Origin of the sequence: Abyssibacter sp. (assembly GCF_964229365.1) — a bacterium.
Classification (GTDB): domain Bacteria; phylum Pseudomonadota; class Gammaproteobacteria; order Nevskiales; family OUC007; genus Abyssibacter.
Genome location: NZ_CAXRDQ010000089.1, coordinates 17,380 through 35,180 on the forward strand (window position 1 = coordinate 17,380; position 17,801 = coordinate 35,180).

Consider the following 17,801-nt stretch of genomic DNA (forward strand, 5'->3'; position numbering starts at 1 on the left):
GGTGCTTAGCCGAGAATCGCCCGGCTCACAAACCAGTTCACGCCGGCCAGGCACAGCAGGCCGGTGGCGGCGGTTTGAGGCCACAGGCCGGCGGCGTCGCGGGTCAGGCGTTGCCATAAGGCCATTGCGGTGGCGCCTAACGCCGACAACAGCAGCACGATGGTGATCTGCCCCAGTTCGACACCGATATTGAAGCCGACCAGTACCGGCAGCAGTTGATCGGCTGGCCAGCGGATGTCCAGTAGCGCGCCCGCGAAACCGGCGCCATGAACCAGACCAAAGGCGGCGGCCAGTACCGGGCCGGTCATGCCGACCCGGCGCGAGTCGCTCCATAGCAATCTTCCAAGCAGGAGCAGGCAGGCGAGCCAGGTCCAGGCGCTGAGCGCGGAGCGGTCCGTCAGCAGCAGCGCGAGTCCGAGGCCCGCGACGGCGGTTGCAATCGCGAACTGGGCGTCGCGAGAGAGCAGCGCGCGGCGGCGGGCGGCTTCGAACGCCGCATAGGCCACGGAAAAGCCGATCAGGGCTTCCACCGTCGACGCATCCGGTGCGATGCGTCCGGTGACCGCCAACCCCAGCGTGACCGAATGCCCCAGCGTAAAGCCGGTGATGGTCCACAAACGGGGCTTCCAGCCCGGAATCAGCAATAGCAGCGCGGCGAGAAACGCGATGTGGTCCCAGCCAGAAGCGACATGCTCGGCGCCGGTGCGGATGAAGCCCAGCAGATCCGATTGCGGGGCCTCTGTTGCCAGGCGGATCGCTGGACGCTGCGCGGTGAGTACGCGCTCGGTCGCCGTATCTCCATGTGTTGCGCTGAGAAAATGCAGATGTGTGGCGGCGTAGCGGAACAGCGCATCGATTTGCAGTTCGACCGGGTGGTGCTCAATCAGATCGGTGCAACGAAATGCCAGGCCGATGCGCTGCCAGCCTACGGCCGCAGGCAACACGGTGGGCGGCGCTGCGTCGCAGGGTTGGCCGGCCTGTGTCGCCCCAACGGTCTCGTCAAGATGCTGCGCCAGCCGTTCCGCAAGCGGAATATCAGCGGCGCTGCCGACGGCGATGTCGGCGTAAAGCAGTGTCGCGCGGCGGGAGTCGATGGTGAACTCCCCCGTCAGTTGCTGCCCGGTCCACTCCCAGGACGAAAACGACTGGCTGCGATTGTGGGCTAGCGCCTCGGTGCTGATCAGCAGCATCAGCCAGAGGGCGATGGCGTGGGCCAGCCGGACCTTGCTCACGACGGTGTTTGAATCTCGGCCGACGCTCGCAAGCGGGCAACTGTGTCGATGACGGCTCGTTCCTGATGCCGTGCCTGCCAGGCGACCAGAACCTGATCGCGCAGCGCCTCAAACGGAGGACGCTGACCAGGTTGTTTGTCCTGCAGCCAGACAAAATGCGCCTGCTCGCCGATGCGAATCGGGCCGGCGATATCCCCCGGCACCAAACCGGGCAGGGATTGCAGGACGCCGCCGGGCAGATAAGTCGTCAACGCGTCCATACGCAGCCATCCCGGCGGCAGCGGTGTGAGGGCCGCCGGCGCAAACACCGACTCGAAGGCCTGGCCCTGCCGCAGCGCAGTGACGGTTGCCGTTGCGGGCCAGGGGCGGGCGGCGTGGACGAGTTGCACGCGCGCGGCCTCGGCGCCCAGCAGCGGATGCTCGTCGTAGAAGCGACGCAGGGTTTGTTCATCCGGAGCCGCCGCCTGCTCGCGCGAGACGATGGCCTGCACCATCGCATCGACCACGGCTGAGCGCACCATGCGGTCGGACTGCAGCAGGCCGATCTGCTCGGCCCGCTGGATTAGCAACTCTTCGGTGATCAGCGTGTCCAGGGCGCGGGCGCGATCGGCTGCCGTTAGCGGATTGCGCTTGTCGCCTGCGATGGCCTCGACAGCCCGAGCCAGATCGGCCTGCGAAATGACCACGCCGTTGACCACCGCCGCGGCCTGGTCGGCCGCGCCCAGATCCGGCGCCAGGGCCTGCCAGGTGGCCAGCAGAAAACCCGCCGCGGTGGCGAGCAACAGCGCGGCATCCGTCAGGCGGCGGCGGTCACGCTCAGTCCGATGGGCCATGCGCCAGATTCAGATAGATCGGCGAGGACCAGGCCCGGTGCTCGGCCGGGGCGGTGCAATCGTCCGTGGCGTCGGTGCGGTAGTCGCCGTAGCAGGGGTTCACCCGGATGCAGTTGCCGTCGGCGTCGTATTCGCAGCGCAGATTGTCGGCGTTGATGGTCGGCGTGGCCTCCTGGATGGCGCGGGCGTAATAGAGGACATCGCGTGGCGCCTCGGCCAGCGTGTCATCGGTGAAGCGGGCGACGCAGCCGGCGGGGTTTCCGTCGCAGTCCGCCACTTTCCAGGGATCGTCGATCAGGGCGGCCACGTCTTCATCCGGACTGGCCTGGCGGCGAATGCGCACGACCTCAATGCGCGTGATCGGGTGGCGCACATCGGAGGGGTGGTCGCATTCACCGGAGCACAGGTTCTCGATGCGTTCGGCATCCAGGCCGGCGTGGACGAAATCGGGGCAGCCGGGTTTCTGCTGGAATGCACCGACGGCACGGACTTCAAAGGTGGGCGCCGGGGTTTGTCCGAGGGCGTCCGTCGCCAGTTCGCTGCCCATCGGATGCCGCTGATCCCCGTCAACCAGATCGAACCACAGCAGCATCTTCGGGCCGGAGGTCCCGTACACCTCGCGGTTTTGGAACGCATTCCAGATACCGGCGCGGTCCGGCGTTTCGGCGTGTACAGCGGCCAGTCCGCCGGTTAGCCAGAACGAGGATTGCCGCTCCAGTTCGGTGAGTTCAAAGCCAGCCATCTCCGTGAGGGTCTCGCGGTCAATGACCCGTGGCTCGGAGGTGGGAGTCCTGCGGTCGCCGTAGATGAGTTTGGCCCAGGTTTCGTTGACGGGGCCGTTGGCCTCCGTCGTGAGTTTGCGAGCCACCGGCTTGTATCCGGTGCCCGGCCGGGCGCGGTGGTTATCGGAGGATGCGATAAAGCCCCAGGTGAACCGGGCTGGCTCGTCCTGGTCGAAATTGGAAATCGCCAAGCCGTATTGCACCGACGTCCCCGGTCGGTGGTTGAACGGCGGCAGGAAACAATCCTTGCACTGTCCGGCATCTAGCCAGTCCGCCGCCGTTTCGCCGTCCACGGCCAGATGGCCGGCCGCGCCCATGTTGGCGTAGGCGTGGCGTGCGGTGGCGGCGCGCTCTTCACAGGTCTGTGCCGGGAGGCCCTCGTCTGCGCAGAACTGGGCAATGATCTCGCCGGCTCGCCAGCACGAGGGCAGATACCCCGGGCTAGGCTCGGGGCAGCGGCCGCTGAGCTGATCGCCGCCGGTGTCCATCTCCACGGCCCGCCACGGGCGGTATTCCTCGGAATTGCCATGCCCCGAATAAATTTCCACCGTGCTGAATGCTTCAGGCCGCATTTCGGACTTGAGCTGCTTGTCGAAGGTGGTGCCGGGCGGGGTGTAAAAGCCCCAGCTCGTGCCATGGGGGATGATCAGCGGGTCCAGGCCCTGGTCCTCCAGGCGTGCAACCAATTCGCCTGGCGTCGCCGCTGACTCATAGCAGCTGGCGGGCAGCTCGCTGGATGGCGTGTTCGCGTCACACTCAGGAACGCTGCGCACCTCGGCGAGAAAGGCGTTGAAGTCCAGATACCGCATGATCTTTTCGCGCTCGGTGATCACCAGCGCCGGAGGAAACGCGTCCAGCTCGGTGCGCAGCACCTGTGTCGTCAGTCCGCCAGCGGCAATCGGCCGCTTGGCCACCTTGTCGTCATCCAGATCTCGGAAGATCACGTTCTTGTGGCCGTAGTGGTTGGTGGGCAGGCGTCCGACCTGCGTCCACTCGAAGCCGAGAAACGAGACCAGGTCGGGCTGCTCCGGATCACCGGCCAGTGCCTGGCATTGCCGCACCGACGCCTTGGTTTCGTCCCAGCGGCGCGGCGTGGAGGCCGCGGCATGGTCGGTGATGGCCCAGAAATCCAGCCCGGAGCAATACCGAGCGTAGTCGCAGGCATCTCCGATTGGGTGCACGCCGCGGCCCCCGGCCATGGGCAGCGACCAGAGGAACGCATCGGTGGAGTAGGTCGTGTGGACGTGAAAGTCCCCAAACATCACATGCTTGGTGGACGCCGTCTGCGCTGCGGCCGCGGCGTCGCTGCGTGCGGTCTGCCGGGCCAGCACGACCGCCTCCGGCAGGCCCGGCCCGGTGATCTCGCCGGGTCCCGGCGGGTTGCCCAGCCATCCCAGGCGAGCACTCACCAGGTAAAGGCCGATACCGGCCACCAGCAATCCCACCAATGCGGCGAGCAGTCGTTTCATCTGTTCTCTCCCAGGCGGACGGCATCGCGGATCGCGACACGGTCCAGTGCCGCCTTGTTTATCACCGTCGTCCGCAAGGGTCCACCAACCGCGAAGATGGATAAGCGGTCGCGAGTGTGGGTTGAACGGTCGCGGTTGTCATCGCGTGGAAATTTGATCCCAGTAGGCTATGAAGCCATTGCGCATGTTTCGCGCCCGGACCGATCAGCAGGACACAGCCATGACCGACACAACAGACTCCATTCATCGTCAGTCGACCACGACGGCGGCGCAAGGCAGCCCGGCGCATTCGCTGCTCGCGATGTCACGCCGCTCGCTGTTGCAGCGCATGTTTTTAGGGCTGGGTGTTGTGGGTTCGCCGGCCTTGCTAACCGCTTGTGGCGGGTCCTCGTCGTTTGGTTCGACGGATGACACGCCGGTCGGAGGCGATCCGACGCCGCCTGCCGAGCCGCCTGTCGGTGGGCCGGAGCTGACCTTGCCGACCGGCCCGTTGGCGGGCATCGGCCCGGTGGAACCCAAGACGATGACCAGCGGCGGCATCGATGGTATCGACGAAGAGATGGTCGCGCCGGCGGGATTCGATGTGCGGGTCGTCGCCCGCAACGGCTTGAACCCGCTCAGCGGCCAGCCGGATGCCACCGGATTCGAGTGGCATGTGAACCCCGACGGCGGCGCGGTGTTTCCGTCTCCGCTCGATGGCGGCTGGGTCTATGTGTCGAACAGCGAGACCACGCCGGGCGGGGTCGGCGCGCTGCGCTTCGATGCCGACGGCAACCTGATCGATGCCTACCGGATTCTCGATGGCACGACGAACAACTGTGCCGGCGGCGCCACCCCGTGGGGAACCTGGCTGTCCTGCGAGGAAACCACCGGCGGCGAGGTCTACGAATGCAATCCCTTCGGCACGGTCGATGACGCCGTCGTGCGGCCCGCCCTGGGCGCGTTCCCCCATGAAGCTGTCGCCATCGACCCGATTAATCATGTCGCGTACCTGACCGAAGATGGCGGCGACCAGCGCTTCTACCGGTTCGTGTCGAATCCGGGTGATCTGACCACGCTGGCCGACGGCACCGTTCGTATGGGGCTGACCGACGGCACCCTGGAAGTGCTCAACATCACCGGTTTCGAGAATGGTGGCGATCCGGCATCAGAAGACGTGCGCGAAGCGGTCGCAGTCACCTGGACGGAAGTCGGCACCTCCGGCGGCGTGCTGGGCGTCGGCGGCACGGCCAACGGCACCCAGTTCAACGGTGGCGAAGGCATCTGGTACTACGAAGTGCCGGAAGGCCTGCGGGCGATACCCGATGCCGGCACGGTGCCGACGCGGGGCGTGATTTTCTTCGCGACCAAGGGCGATAACCGCGTCTGGGCGTTCGACGTGGCCAACCAGCTGATCGAGCTGATCTTCGACAACGACAACATGCAGGTCGAGACCGGCTTCAATGATGTCGACAATGTCACCGTGAGCCCCGCCGGCGACGTGCTCGTGGCCGAAGACGGCGATTTGATGCGCCTGTACGTGATTGTCCCGAACGAACCGGCCAAGCTGCTAATGCAGATCAACAAGGGCGGCTCCGAGATCACCGGTCCAGCCTTCACGGCGGATGGATCGCGGCTGTACTTCAGCAGCCAGCGTGGTCCCAGCGGCGTGGATGGCACCGGCTCGGGCGGGGCGACCTACGAGATGACCATTCCGGCCGAGTTCCGCGGCTAGGCACCAGACATTGATGGCGGTTGACCGCGTTCGATGTCACGTCAGAGGGGCGTAATCAATGGGGGGTCGTGAATTCGCTCGTGCCCTGGTCGTCGCGGGGGTGATGATGCTTGCGGCCTGTAGTGGCACCGATGCCCCCGCCGTAGAAGATGCCGATCCGGTGGTGGTCGAGCCGTCACCGCCCACAGTCACGCTGCTGGCATCGGCGACGCAAGGTCTGGTCGGTGAACCGATACGTCTGGATTGGACCAGCAGCCATGCCGACCATTGCGACGCGGCGGGCGCCTGGTCCGGCAGCAGACCGCTGGCGGGCACCGAGCAGTTGTCCATCGACGCCGCAGGCCCAGCGGTTTATGAGCTGACCTGCACCTCGTCCGAAGGGTCTGCGACTGCATCGGCCACGGTCACCGGACTGCTTGCACCTACGCTCACCCTGGTCAGTTCGGCATCCAGCGCCGTGCTGGGCAGCGAAGTCATGCTCAGCTGGAACGCCGAAGACGCGACCGAATGCGAGGCCTCCGGCAGCGAGGACTGGCAGGGCAGCCGGCCGGTCACGGGCGAGCAGGCGGTTCGGATCTCCCAGGCAGATCAGCGCTACGCATTGCGTTGTACAGGCGATGGTGGAGCGGTGAGCAGAGATGTCGCCGTCGCCGGTGTGTCCATGCCCATGCTGAGCTTCACCGCAGTGCCCAGCCAGAACGAAGCGCCGGCAACACTGCAGTTGAGCTGGGCCGCAACAGCCAGCGATGCCTGCCTTGCCTCTGGCGACTGGTCAGGCGAGCAACCGGTCGCGGGCTCGGTTCAATTCGATTTGACAGAGCCTCGGGCATATCGATTCGCGCTGCGTTGCACGGGTCAGTTGCCCGCCTTGCAGGTCGAAGAAACTGTCGATTTCGTGCTGGCCGACCCGCTTGATGCGGCCCGCGCACTGTTCGAACAACGTCAACGGCTGCGTGAGGCGGCCGGTCTGGGAGAGTCCTGATGCACGGGTTACGTTTTGTCGCTGCCGGGTGCCTGCTGGCCACCGCGATGGTGGTTCCCGGCCCGTCGTTTGCGGCGGGCATGAGCACCCATGCGCTCATGGCCGAGTACGGCAGGCGTTATCTGCCGGACACGCATCCGCTCAAGGCCATACTCACCGCCCACCGTCCTGCCTTGCTGGCCGGGGCCATGTACCCGGATGGCGGCTACGCCACCGGCGCAGTGTTTCCCGGCGATCGGGATGTCGCGGAAACGGCGCATTGGGAGTTCTTCGTCAATCCGTTGATGCAGGTGCTGCACGACGACGGCTGCGTTGCCGGCGAGTCACTGGATATCCCCGTTTTCGGTGGCACGCTGGACTACATCACCACCACGGCGACAGGTCTCGCGCCGCTGGCCGAACTGCGCTTCGATGACAGCTGTGGCGCGATGATCGCCTACGCCATGGGCATTGCCGCGCATGGCCTGGGTGACGAGGTCTGGGATGCCCTGTTCGAACCGCAGGTGCGGGAGCGCGGGGAGGAGGCCGAGTCCTCGCCGGCCTACACCCTGGATGCCTTCCCGCCCGGCGCCGAGGTCAGCGTTGGCGACGTGTTGCGCGCCGTGGTGGGCGATGCGCCCTTCGAAGCCCTGAAGCAGGGCTTTGATCCGCTGTCGCTCAACAGCATCGAATACGCGATGGATGTGATTGCGATCCGCGAACAGGACCTCTGGGCGGATGTGCCGTATCTGACCTTTCCGCCCGTTGATGTGCTGGCGAGGGCTTACACGGCCTCGGGCCGTGATGTCGATGCCTCGGAAGAAGCCATCCAGCGCGCGGCGTTGTTCACCCGCACCCTGGTGCTGGCCGAGCGGGCCGGTTCAGCGGTGGAATACGACCGCGTGCGTCAGCAAATGCCCTGGGCCTCCGGCCATTATTTCACCGGCTCCGGTGGGGTGATTCACGTTGGCAAGATGATCACCGGCTACTACCTGCACCTGTGGGACAAGTTGCAGCAGGGCGTGGTCAATGCACGCGGCCCGCAGATTGTTGGCGTTCACCCGGACAACGGCGAGCAGGGCGTGCCATTCGGTTACTCGGCCGACCGCTTCGTTCGGGTATTCATCTCCGGATCGGTGGATCGAGCCAGCGTCGCCAACGCGCCGGGTGGACTGGTGCTGTTCGCACCGGATGGCCAGATCGTGCCGGCGCGCCTGTCCGGCTTCGGGCCGCTTTATCAGGGCGACGGTACCCACGGCATCGGCATCGAGATCACCGGTGATCTGCAGCCGGCCACGGAGTACACCGCCGTCATCACGACGCGGGCACAGGATGCCCGCGGTCGCGCGCTGATGGAGCCGCTGGTCTGGACCTTCCGCACCGCGGCTGAGTAGATCTAAGCCGCGCGATCGAGAAACCGGCGGATGCGGTCCACGGCTCGCGTGGCATCTGGCAGCAGTCCGATCTGCATCTGAAAGTCGTGCCAGAGGTCGTCGTACACCTCGCAGCTCACCGACACCTGCGCGGCCTGCAGGGCGTTGGCAAATCGCAGGCTGTCCGAAAGCAGCACTTCTTCGCTGCCTACCTGGATGAGCGTTCGCGGCAGGCCGCCGAGCTGGGCGAATAGGGGTGACAGCATGGGGTCGTCCAGTGGCCGCTCGCCGGCATAGCCGAAGCGACTGGCCCGGCCCCAGGCGGGGTCGATCATGGGGTCGCGCCTGGCCAGGCGTTCCACGCTTTGGCCGCTCATCGTCAGGTCGGTCCAGGGGGACATCAGCACCAGCGCACCGGTCATGCCTCCGCTGCGGGCTTTCAGCGCCAACGCTGTCGAGGCGCATAGCCCGCCGCCCGCCGAGTCACCGAGCAGGCAGATATTCTCCGCTCGCGTGCCCTCGGCAATCATGGCGTCGTAGCTGGCGAGTGCGTCGTCAACCGCCGCCGGGTAGGCATGTTCCGGCGCCAGCCGATAGTCCGGCAACCAAACGACGCGCCGGGTGGCTCGCGCCATCTGGGCCGCGTAGCCCAGGTAAGCGCCGTCGCCGCCCAGGACATAGGCGCCGCCGTGCAGGAACAGAATGCGGCCGGCGTCATCGGCCCCGGTGGGGGTCAGCACGTGGACCGTCCGACCGCCGATTTGCCGTGTGTCTATCGTCACCGATGACGGCTTGGCCACCGATTTGAGAATCGCCTTGGTCCAGGCCCGCTGAAACCGGACGGGTGGATTGCGGGCCAGCACGCGCTTCATGGTCGTCCGCAGAATGCCCTTGCAGAGCTTGCGGCGCGCCCGCGCGTTGGTCGGGTTGATATGGAGAATGTGGTGGTTTGTCCCCTCGGTCATGCGCACAGTCCTTGTTTTCTGATCCGGCATTGTTATCCGAAAGGATTGTGCCGCATGACCGGGGCCGGTGCCGCTATTCCAATTCTGGCGTGAACGTCGGAGCCGAGCGGCCCAGTCCGTCGAGGCCCTGGGCAAGCTGTTCATAGGCATAGGCCAGACGCAGCAGCCCGGCTTCATCGAACTCGCGGCCCAGCAGTTCCATGCCCACCGGCAGCGCCGGTTCGGTGGCGGCCATGCCAGCCGGCATGGAGATCGCCGGAAAACCGGAAAACGGGCTCAGGCGGTTGTTCGAGCCGGTGGGCGGGCTGGAGCCTGCCGCGGCGGCCAGGCCCTGGATGCTGGGGTAGACCAGGGCATCGTAGGGCGCACCCAGCGGCGTGCCGTCCAGGGTTTCGTGATTCAGTGCCGCGAACAGTCGCGCCCGCACAAAAGGCCCGCGCTCCTGCACGTTTTCCAGATAGGTCGGGTCGAACTCACGCGTCGTGCCGCTCAGGGCATCGAGCGCGAGCACAAACAGGCTGTCGTTTTCGTAGCCGCCGCTGGCCAGCACGGCCTCGAAGCTGCGCAGGTGGCTATCCTCGTCCGATGACCAGGACATCAGGTACTCGGTCAGATGATCGCGAAACTCCCAGCGCGACACGCTGGAATAGCCGGTGATGTCGGCCAGGTCCTCGATGACCACGTCCTCCACCGTGGCACCGGCGGCCGTCATCGCAGCCAGCGCGGCATCGACCACCGCAATCACCTCTGCATTGCTGCCGAACAAATCCCGTACGACACCGATTCGTGCGCCCTGCAGCGCGTTGTCGTCGAGGGCATCCGCGAACGAGGGCGGCACACCGGTTAGCGCGGCGTAGGCGTCGGCGCTCGCGACCAGCGTCGCGCCATCTTCGGGGCGTGTGGTCGGCTCGTTGTACTGGCCCGATCCGCTGCCGGCGTCATAGCCGACCATGGCATCAAGCAGCAGGGCGCAATCCCGTACCGTGCGGCACATCGGTCCGCCCACATCCTGGAAATGCGCCAGCGGCAGGATGCCGTCCTGCGACACCAGTCGCAGGCTGGGACGAATGCCGATGAGGCCGCCCACCGACGACGGCACGCGGATGGACCCCCCGGTATCCGACCCGGTGGCAAACATGGTCAGGCTGGCGGCCACCGAGGCGCCGGAGCCGGAGCTACTGCCGCCAGCACCGCGCGTCGGGTCGTAGGGGTTGTGCACCAGCCCGCCCATGGACGAGGAGCCGACGAAGCCGAAGGCGAACTCGTTCATGTTCGCCTTGCCCAGAATGATGCCGCCGTTGGCGCGAATACCCGCGACGCTAAAGGCATCGTCCGGGGGCATGGCATTGTCGAGGGCTGTGGCGCCGGCGCTGGTCACCAGGCCGGCGGCGTCAAAGTTGTCCTTCAAAAGCACCGGCGCGCAGTGCAATGGTCCGGTCAGGCCGCCTGCCGCGTAGGCCGCATCGAGATTCGCGGCCTCACTGAGCGCATCGGGATTGACCACGATCACGCTGTTCAGCTCCGGTCCCTGGCGGTCGTAGGCAGTGATCCGGTCCAGATAGCCCTGAACCAGGTCCACGCAGCTCAGCGAGCCGGCGGCCATGGCGGCATGCACGTCGCTCACCGTGGCCTCGACCAGCTTGAACTCACCGGCAACCGGTGCCGGCGCGCCGCCGTTGTCGGATAGCTGCTCGGTGCCGCCGCAGGCCGCCAGCAGGCCGATGCTCGCGGCGACCAACCATGGGTGAAAAACCCTCATGGCGACACCCGCTGGAATTGCAGGTCGGTGATCTGCACCGTGCCAGCGGTGGTGGTGGAGAACTCCAGCGCCAAGGTCTGCAGGTGGCCGAAGTCGATGCCGCCAAAGGCGGTCAGCGGAATGCGCAGATCACTGAGGATTAGCTTGCGCGAGCCGCCGCCATCGAAGGCATCCCCCGGCGGGTAGAACAGGGCAGCGCTGAAGGCCGACGCATTCAGCCGCGCGCTGCGCCCGGCGGAATCGGTCAACGCGATGACGAAATCCTGACCGTCGAGATTGGCGTCGTCACCAATCGACACACCACTGCGAATCGTCAGCACGTGATAGTCGCTGGCATCCAGATTGCCCAACTCGGTGGTGTAGCTGGCGGCGGCGGTCCACTGCAACAGCAGCTGCTCCGTGCTTGTGAAGGTCGGATCGGACTCGCCGCAGCCGCTGCCGTCGCGGGCCTCCGTCGTACAGGCCTCGAACCGGGCAAAGCCGTTCAGCGTGATTGCACCACCCAGAGCGTTGGTCGTCAGCGAACTGGCCAGCGGCGTGGTATCGATCACCACGCGATCGTCGGCGCCCGACCAGGCCGACAACAGATAGCGCTGTGCACAGCCGGTGCTGTCGCCCTCCGGACAAATGGTTGGCGGCACGTCGGCCAGCCCGGTCCAGTAGTCCGCAAAGGCCGTTTCGCCGCCCACGAAGTAGCGGAAGAACGAGGCCATGAAGAACGTGCCCAGCGCGCGCTGGGCCTCGGGCGTATCGCGCTTATTGGTCTCGGCGCTGGTGCCGCAATGGCTGTCGTTGGCCGTGCCGTGGATCTCCCAGTCGTCGGAGGTCCAGACCGTATTGAAATAGTTGTGGTTGGCGCCCATCGCCAGAATCTGGAAGCGCGGGTGGCTGTCGTCCGGCGCCAGGTTGCGAGCCGCGTCGAAGGCGAAAGCACCCATCAGGTTTTCGACATCACCATCGCAGTAGGGCAGCAGCGTTGCCCAGGTCACGCCGGTGACATCCAGGGCGTTGTAGTCGGTGGGGGCGAGCGAGAATACGGCGGTCAGCGTATGCGGCTGCTCGCGGGTGGCGTTCAGGGTGATGGTCTTGTTCACGCCTTCGCCGCCACGTGAGTGGCCCATCAGGCCAATGTGCTCAAAATCCAGGCGCCCGAGCAGGGCATCGAAGCCGTTGCCACCGCTGGTGTTGATGTCCCGAAACGCATCCAGGTGGGTCAGGATCAGCTCGGCGCGGGCCAGGGCGCCGGCGTCGCCAGCGTTCGCGCTGCCGTCGTTGTCGTTGATGTCGTTGGTATCGATGGAGATCACGGCATAGCCGTGGCTGGCCAGGTTTTGCACCAGGTAGTCGTAGCCGCGGTAGCTGTTGGCCGGGGTGATGATCGGCGCCAGGTCCGGGCAGTTGTCGTCCCCGACCGGAACCGGCAGCTGGCCCAGCGTGGTTTCGCAGGTCTGGTGACGGCCATGCTGGAACAGCAGCACCGGCAGGGCGGTATCGAAGGTCGTCGGGTAGGTGATGTACCCGTGCACATCGGTTTCGTAGGTCGTCCCGGTCTGCTCATCGGCCACGGTGATGCGGCCGAAGTCGTACTCAGTGGAGGTCAGCTCCAGCGCACCGCCCGCCGCGGGGTCGGTGGCGATGTCGGCAATGGGCGGCAGCGTGGGCCGGGCCACGCCATCGGGGCTGTCGTTCTGGGGCGTGCCGAATTCGGATTGACCGCCACAGGCGGTGAGCAGGGCCGCGATGGCAGCCAGGGTGATGACGCGGTATTGCATTGAGATGTCCGTGCGGGTTGGGGGCCGGCCCCACGCCGGCTCGCCGCATCACCGCACAATGCGTGCCACTGCGCCGCCTACTTCGTCGCCGCCACCAGCGGTTCCGGCTTGCCGATGCCGTAGCCCTGGACATAGTCCACACCCATGGTGGCGAGGCGGTCGGCAACCTCGCGGTTCTCGACAAATTCGGCCACGGTTTCCACGTTGAAGGCCTGGGCCATGGACACGATGGTCTTCACGATGGCCTGGTTGCTGGGGTCGCCCAACAGGTTGCGGATGAACATGCCGTCGATCTTCAGGTAGTCGATGGTCAGTTGTTTCAGATAGCCAAACGACGACATGCCGCTGCCAAAGTCATCCAACGCCACCCGTGCGCCGCAGGCGTGGACTTCACTCAAGAAAGCCGAGGCCACATCAAAGCGGCCAATGGCCGCGCTTTCGGTGATCTCGAAGCACAAGCGGCGGGCCAGCCGGGGATGTCGCTTGAGCGTGGCCACGACCTTGTCCAGGAACTCGCGGTTCGCCAACGACTTGCCGGACAGGTTCACCGAGTACATGCACCGCGTGGTATCCGCGTCCTGTGCTTCGAGAAAGGCGAGGGTCTCGTTGAACACCCACCGGTCGAGTTCGTCCGACAGGCCGAAGCGCTCGGCGGCTGGCAGGAACTTGCCCGGCGGTATCACCGAGCCATCCTCGCCAATCATCCGCACCAGAATCTCGTAGTGTCGCGCCCGGTCGGATGTCAGTGCTTCGATTGGTTGGGCGAACAGGCGGAAGCGGCCGTAGCGCAGCGCATCGTGCAGCCGGGCGACCCAATCCACTTCGCTGTCGCCGTCCTCGGGAGAGGTCTGCGTGTGCGGCGACCAGTAGTCGAGGAATGGCTCGCCGGCTTCGCGTGCCCGTTCGCAGGCCCGTTCGGCACGTGCGAGCAGATCGCTGGCGGTCAGATCAGGGCCGAAGCCCGTGACGGCGCCGACGCTGGCGCCGCAGCGGAAGATGTGCCGGTCCACCGTAAACCGGTAGGAACGAATCGCCCGGCTCACCTGCGACATGCAGGCCTTGACCTCGGCATCACTCTGGTCGCGCAGGTAAATGGCGAAATGATCGGCACCAATGCGGCTGATCAGCGTTGAATCCGCCAGCGCGTCGCGCAGCACAATGCCGATTTGTTTCAGATAGCGATCGCCAGCCTCATGGTGAGTGGATTCGTTGATCACCTTGAAATGATCGAGATTCAGGTAGATGACACTGCAGGTCGCATCGTCCGGCAGCTCGATCAAGCTGTCGGCAATTTGACGCTCGAACTCCCAGCGGTTGAGCAGGCCGGTGACGGAATCCAGGCAGTCGCGGCGATGCAACTGCCGCTCGGCCTTGCGCAGCCGCGACAAATCCTCCGCGGCGATCAGCGTCACCGGATCACTCTGCGGCATTTCGTGGGTGCGAATCGACAGCACAACCGGCAGCGGCGGACCCTTGCGACCCTGCAAATAGGCTTCGTACTGCACGGGCTCGGAGGTTTCCCCGGCCTGCGATTGGCGAATCGCCCCGGTTAGCAGGGCGGCGGATTCCGAGGTGCACAACTGATCGAAGGTGTACCCCGCCACATCGGAAAAGCTCACGCCCAGCCGCCGTGCGGCGAACAGGCTCATGGACACGATCCGGCATTCGGAATCAAGCAGGAACACCAGCCCAGGAAAATGCTCGTGCAGCAGCCGGTAGCGCGCCAGGCTCAGCATCAGGCCTTCTTCCAGCTCGTTGATGCGCTTGCGGCTCCACACCTCACCGATAGCACCGGCCAGCGCACGGGCCGATTCCACATCGGCCTCGCCGAATTCCGCGGCCTCGGCCAGCCGTTCGATGGTGAGGGCACCACGCAACTCGCCACGGGCGAGCACCGGCACCACCAGCCACACGCTGCCGCTGGATACGCGCTGGCCGCCGCGTGAAACCACGTGCTGGCGGATGATCGTCGGCTCGCCTTCGCAGAGCGTGTCGATGGTTCGGCTGACGGGCGGCGGTGGGGTGCCATCGTCATCGCCGTGCATCACCTCGAACTGTGCCGACATGCCGATACGCTGCCAGATACTCACGCGCTCGCAGGTCACCTGCTCACGAAATCCACTCACCGCGGCACCCAGCCAGCTCTCCGGTGCTTCGTAGGTCAGGGTGTGATGGAAACGCTCGCTGCTGAGCATGGGCGGGCTGAAACTCGGCGCGCGCTCAATGCTCGTCACGGTTTTGAGACTGTCCGTGTCGGGGGCCGATGTCTTGAGTGTGGAACCGGTCATGGAGAACACAGTTGCCATAGGAAACTCCGCTGGGATCGGGGTGATCCGTCACTGATACCCATTGGATCGGCCCGAGCCGCAGAATCTTGAGCGCCGCTGATCGGCGCAGGCGTGCAGGGCGTTGCCGGCTAAAAGGCTAGGCGTGGCGCAATGCGGGCCGGTTGGTCGCCTTGGGTCGCCAGTAGCGTTCGAGTTCCACCACTTCACGTTCCACCGTGCGCCGGTCACCAGGGCTTAGCGCGGTGAACTCGCCGCCCAGCGCATAGGCATCATCACGCTGCCGCACGGCACGCACCGTGATCGGGGCATAGAACGCCGTGCCGGACAGCCCGAACGCGCCGTCCAGCACGCGGCCGGGCCGCAGTTCCTCGGCTGATTCGCGGCGCAGGCTCGCACCGAAACCGTGAGTGGAAAGATCGGTGATGCGCACGCGGATCGGCCGACCGCCCAGTGGAAACAGCGTGGCGCGGATCGGCACCGAACGCGGCACGTTCACCCGATGCGTGCGCCGACGCTGGGCATGTTCCACGCTGCCCGGCATCCAGCTCACCAGCGAGCCATCGGCCTGCAAGGCATCGACCGTCGTTGGAAACCGCAGGCCATAACCCTGCACCCGCGCTTGGGCCTGCAACACGGCCTGCTGCCGCAGCGCGGCAAAACCACCGGGCGGGGCATCGAAAATCAGCTGGTCGTGGTCGGTATCCAGCCGCAACAGCAGGCTGAGGTAAGAGCGCACGTTGTGACGCAGTGTCACCGGCTGGCGAGCTTCAGCAAGGCGCCGGAGCAGGGTGATGATCTCATCACGTGAGTCCACCACCTGCCAATCCTGTGGAGGCGAAGCGGGCATCAGGCGTGGCCCAAAACCCGGCCCGGTGCATAAGTAGTCGCGCCCGCGTCGCCGTAACCGGTCGTCGCGGGTTCCGTACCCAGCGCGCGCAAGGCGGCGCCTGTCTGGTCACGGCGTTGGGCCACGACCGCAAAGGTCTTGCGCAGATCCGCCTGCAGGCGTTCGAGTGCCTGCACCACCTGGGGCTGGTCCTGCGGGTGTTCGGCATCGAGTCGGGTCACGCCAGAATCGTTCATCGCCTCGATGCTGGTTTCCAGCTCGCGCGCCACGGCCAGCAGCGCATCGGGGTCACGCCCCAGCGCAGCGGCTTCCAGCGCCTGAATCTGCGAACCCAGCTCGCTTTCAAGCTGCTTCAATGTGGCGTCCGGCGACTTCACCGGCCACCCATCTGCCATTCCATATGCGCCATCTTGGTGGCGATGGATTCGGCATTGACCTGATAACTACCCGAGGCAATGGCCTCGCGAATGGCGGCGACCTTTTGCACGTCGACATCCGGTGTTTGCTGGGCCACGTTCACCAGCTCGTTCAAGTTTGCGCCCTGGCCACTGAGCGTGACCGAGTCGGCTTCGCTCACCGAGCCGATCTTGGCGTGGCCAGCCGCCCCGGACTTGCCAGCCTGCACGCCCTGTGCGCCGGACGTCATCTGGGTTACGACGGACGATTCGATCTTCCCGGTCACGATGCTTCTCCTGCGTTCTGTGTCAGATGACTGACGTTATCGACGCCGTTCACGAATTCTTGAGCGATTGTTTTTTGACACCGACGAACGGTCATTGGACTTAACTCACTCAATTAAAAGACTAATTCACCAGAACCGAGCCATCGTCCTGCGCCCGGCCCTCAATGATCCGTCCCGACGACAGGTTGCGGACCTTCACCAGCCCCGATGGACCGACCGCCTGCAACGCCTCGCCACGGCTGCGAATCTCCACGCCACCGGCGCGTGCCACCAGCGTCACCGTCTGGCCGCGATCAATCACATTCGCTGCCGTAAACCACTGCGGGCGGATCACCGCACCGGCCGCGATATGCCGGCGCGCAACACGCCCGGCCACGGCGGGGATATCCGTCATGAACCCCCGCGTCGCCCCGCGTACGGCCTGTTCCACCCGCTCCAACTGCTCCGGTGCAATCACCGTGCCTGCCGCAATCGGCGCCTTGGCAACCACCACATAACTGCGTTGCTGCGTGCGTACCGGCACAAACAGCTTCCACCCCGGCGACGCCAGGCAACGCACTTCCACCGTCGCGGCCCCGCTAGCCGGGTTGCCGATCATCCGCATGCCCTGCGGCTGAGTCGCACAGCGCGGCAGCTGCAAGCGGGCATCCAGGCCACCCGCCGTTACCGTAGTACCGCGCGGTAGCTCGCGTTGGGCATACCGCTGCGCGGCGGCATTCAGCCGGGTGATGTCCTCAGTGGCAGCGGCCGAGGCCGATGCGCCAAAGCACATCGCCAAGCTCGCGACCACGACCAGAATGGAAGATCGGAATTGCATGCTCGGTTCAGGCAAGTGGCGTACCACGGCGTTGGTGCCGAGCGTGACGATAGGGTTTAGGATCGAATTGGCACAACTATGTCCGGGTTTGTCGGCGGAACACGTAGGTACTACGGAAACACTGATCTATTCCCACCACCAAGACGGAACCGGTTTTCGCGCAAGCCCAGACGGAGTGAGTGCGGTTTGGTCATTCCAAATGAGCGAACGACCACGCAGACTTGCGGGAAAACCGGCCCGGTCCCTACGGATTGCGCCTGAAAACAGGCCACGCGACGTTACTCGCCGCTCAGTTGGAATGACCAAA

The 17,801-nt window shown here is 65.6% G+C and carries 14 protein-coding genes; 3 read left to right on the forward strand and 11 right to left on the reverse strand.

Features of this window, described 5'->3' with window-relative positions:
• Window positions 1-5 precede the first annotated feature (5 nt).
• Genes ACE1EY_RS14885 through ACE1EY_RS14895 form a run of 3 tightly spaced genes read right to left on the reverse strand, consistent with a single transcriptional unit; the run spans window position 6 to window position 4,316 of the window.
• On the reverse strand, window positions 6-1,232 hold the full coding sequence (locus tag ACE1EY_RS14885; RefSeq protein ID WP_370300531.1) for a HupE/UreJ family protein: 1,227 nt from the start codon (window positions 1,230-1,232) through the stop codon (window positions 6-8).
• Complete coding sequence (locus ACE1EY_RS14890; protein WP_291512325.1) at window positions 1,229-2,065, reverse strand: peptidylprolyl isomerase; 837 nt, start codon at window positions 2,063-2,065, stop codon at window positions 1,229-1,231. The genes ACE1EY_RS14885 and ACE1EY_RS14890 overlap by 4 nt, the downstream gene beginning before the upstream one ends.
• Complete coding sequence (locus ACE1EY_RS14895) at window positions 2,049-4,316, reverse strand: DUF3604 domain-containing protein (protein ID WP_291512326.1); 2,268 nt, start codon at window positions 4,314-4,316, stop codon at window positions 2,049-2,051. Before ACE1EY_RS14895 ends, ACE1EY_RS14890 begins: the two co-directional genes overlap by 17 nt.
• Before the next feature lie 220 nt (window positions 4,317-4,536).
• On the opposite strand from ACE1EY_RS14895, the gene ACE1EY_RS14900 reads away from it, so the two are divergent.
• Genes ACE1EY_RS14900 through ACE1EY_RS14910 form a run of 3 tightly spaced genes read left to right on the forward strand, consistent with a single transcriptional unit; the run spans window position 4,537 to window position 8,385 of the window.
• Window positions 4,537-6,030 carry an alkaline phosphatase PhoX gene (locus tag ACE1EY_RS14900; RefSeq protein WP_291512327.1) on the forward strand — a complete coding sequence of 498 codons (1,494 nt, stop codon included), beginning with the start codon at window positions 4,537-4,539 and terminating at the stop codon, window positions 6,028-6,030.
• A gap of 58 nt (window positions 6,031-6,088) precedes the next feature.
• A complete protein-coding gene (locus tag ACE1EY_RS14905; RefSeq protein WP_291512328.1) occupies window positions 6,089-7,012 on the forward strand; it encodes a hypothetical protein in 924 nt (307 codons plus the stop codon).
• Window positions 7,012-8,385, forward strand: a complete 1,374-nt coding sequence (locus ACE1EY_RS14910; protein WP_291512329.1) for an Ig-like domain-containing protein — start codon at window positions 7,012-7,014, stop codon at window positions 8,383-8,385. The genes ACE1EY_RS14905 and ACE1EY_RS14910 overlap by 1 nt, the downstream gene beginning before the upstream one ends.
• Window positions 8,386-8,387: 2 nt before the next feature.
• On the opposite strand, the gene ACE1EY_RS14915 is transcribed toward ACE1EY_RS14910, so the two are convergent.
• The 8 genes from ACE1EY_RS14915 to flgA form a co-directional block, all read right to left on the reverse strand.
• Window positions 8,388-9,329: an alpha/beta hydrolase gene (locus ACE1EY_RS14915; protein ID WP_291512330.1), complete on the reverse strand. Its 942-nt coding sequence runs from the start codon at window positions 9,327-9,329 to the stop codon at window positions 8,388-8,390.
• Between the two features lie 73 nt (window positions 9,330-9,402).
• Entirely contained in the window at window positions 9,403-11,088 is a 1,686-nt protein-coding gene (locus ACE1EY_RS14920; protein ID WP_370300532.1) for an amidase, read from the reverse strand.
• Window positions 11,085-12,860: an alpha/beta hydrolase gene (locus ACE1EY_RS14925; RefSeq protein ID WP_291512332.1), complete on the reverse strand. Its 1,776-nt coding sequence runs from the start codon at window positions 12,858-12,860 to the stop codon at window positions 11,085-11,087. Before ACE1EY_RS14925 ends, ACE1EY_RS14920 begins: the two co-directional genes overlap by 4 nt.
• Window positions 12,861-12,937: 77 nt before the next feature.
• Window positions 12,938-15,166, reverse strand: coding sequence for an EAL domain-containing protein (locus ACE1EY_RS14930; protein WP_291512333.1), 2,229 nt, complete (start codon window positions 15,164-15,166; stop codon window positions 12,938-12,940).
• Window positions 15,167-15,284: 118 nt separating this feature from the next.
• Window positions 15,285-15,965: a PilZ domain-containing protein gene (locus ACE1EY_RS14935; RefSeq protein ID WP_370300534.1), complete on the reverse strand. Its 681-nt coding sequence runs from the start codon at window positions 15,963-15,965 to the stop codon at window positions 15,285-15,287.
• A 29-nt stretch (window positions 15,966-15,994) separates the two neighbouring features.
• Window positions 15,995-16,351: a hypothetical protein gene (locus ACE1EY_RS14940; protein ID WP_373928101.1), complete on the reverse strand. Its 357-nt coding sequence runs from the start codon at window positions 16,349-16,351 to the stop codon at window positions 15,995-15,997.
• Between the two features lie 17 nt (window positions 16,352-16,368).
• Entirely contained in the window at window positions 16,369-16,677 is a 309-nt protein-coding gene (flgM, locus tag ACE1EY_RS14945; protein WP_291512336.1) for a flagellar biosynthesis anti-sigma factor FlgM, read from the reverse strand.
• Window positions 16,678-16,798: 121 nt separating this feature from the next.
• Window positions 16,799-17,494 (reverse strand): flagellar basal body P-ring formation chaperone FlgA, encoded by a 696-nt coding sequence (gene flgA, locus ACE1EY_RS14950; protein WP_291512337.1) that lies wholly within the window; start codon window positions 17,492-17,494, stop codon window positions 16,799-16,801.
• Window positions 17,495-17,801 lie beyond the last annotated feature (307 nt).

Bases quoted from the DNA above. Each gene is read 5' to 3' on its own strand.
- ACE1EY_RS14920 (WP_370300532.1), bottom strand. From the start codon at position 11,088: ATGAGGGTTTTTCACCCATGGTTGGTCGCCGCGAGCATCGGCCTGCTG.
- ACE1EY_RS14915 (WP_291512330.1), bottom strand. From the start codon at position 9,329: ATGACCGAGGGGACAAACCACCACATTCTCCATATCAACCCGACCAAC.
- ACE1EY_RS14910 (WP_291512329.1), top strand. From the start codon at position 7,012: ATGCACGGGTTACGTTTTGTCGCTGCCGGGTGCCTGCTGGCCACCGCG.
- ACE1EY_RS14930 (WP_291512333.1), bottom strand. From the start codon at position 15,166: ATGGCAACTGTGTTCTCCATGACCGGTTCCACACTCAAGACATCGGCC.
- ACE1EY_RS14890 (WP_291512325.1), bottom strand. From the start codon at position 2,065: ATGGCCCATCGGACTGAGCGTGACCGCCGCCGCCTGACGGATGCCGCG.
- flgA (WP_291512337.1), bottom strand. From the start codon at position 17,494: ATGCAATTCCGATCTTCCATTCTGGTCGTGGTCGCGAGCTTGGCGATG.
- ACE1EY_RS14905 (WP_291512328.1), top strand. From the start codon at position 6,089: ATGGGGGGTCGTGAATTCGCTCGTGCCCTGGTCGTCGCGGGGGTGATG.
- ACE1EY_RS14900 (WP_291512327.1), top strand. From the start codon at position 4,537: ATGACCGACACAACAGACTCCATTCATCGTCAGTCGACCACGACGGCG.
- ACE1EY_RS14895 (WP_291512326.1), bottom strand. From the start codon at position 4,316: ATGAAACGACTGCTCGCCGCATTGGTGGGATTGCTGGTGGCCGGTATC.
- ACE1EY_RS14925 (WP_291512332.1), bottom strand. From the start codon at position 12,860: ATGCAATACCGCGTCATCACCCTGGCTGCCATCGCGGCCCTGCTCACC.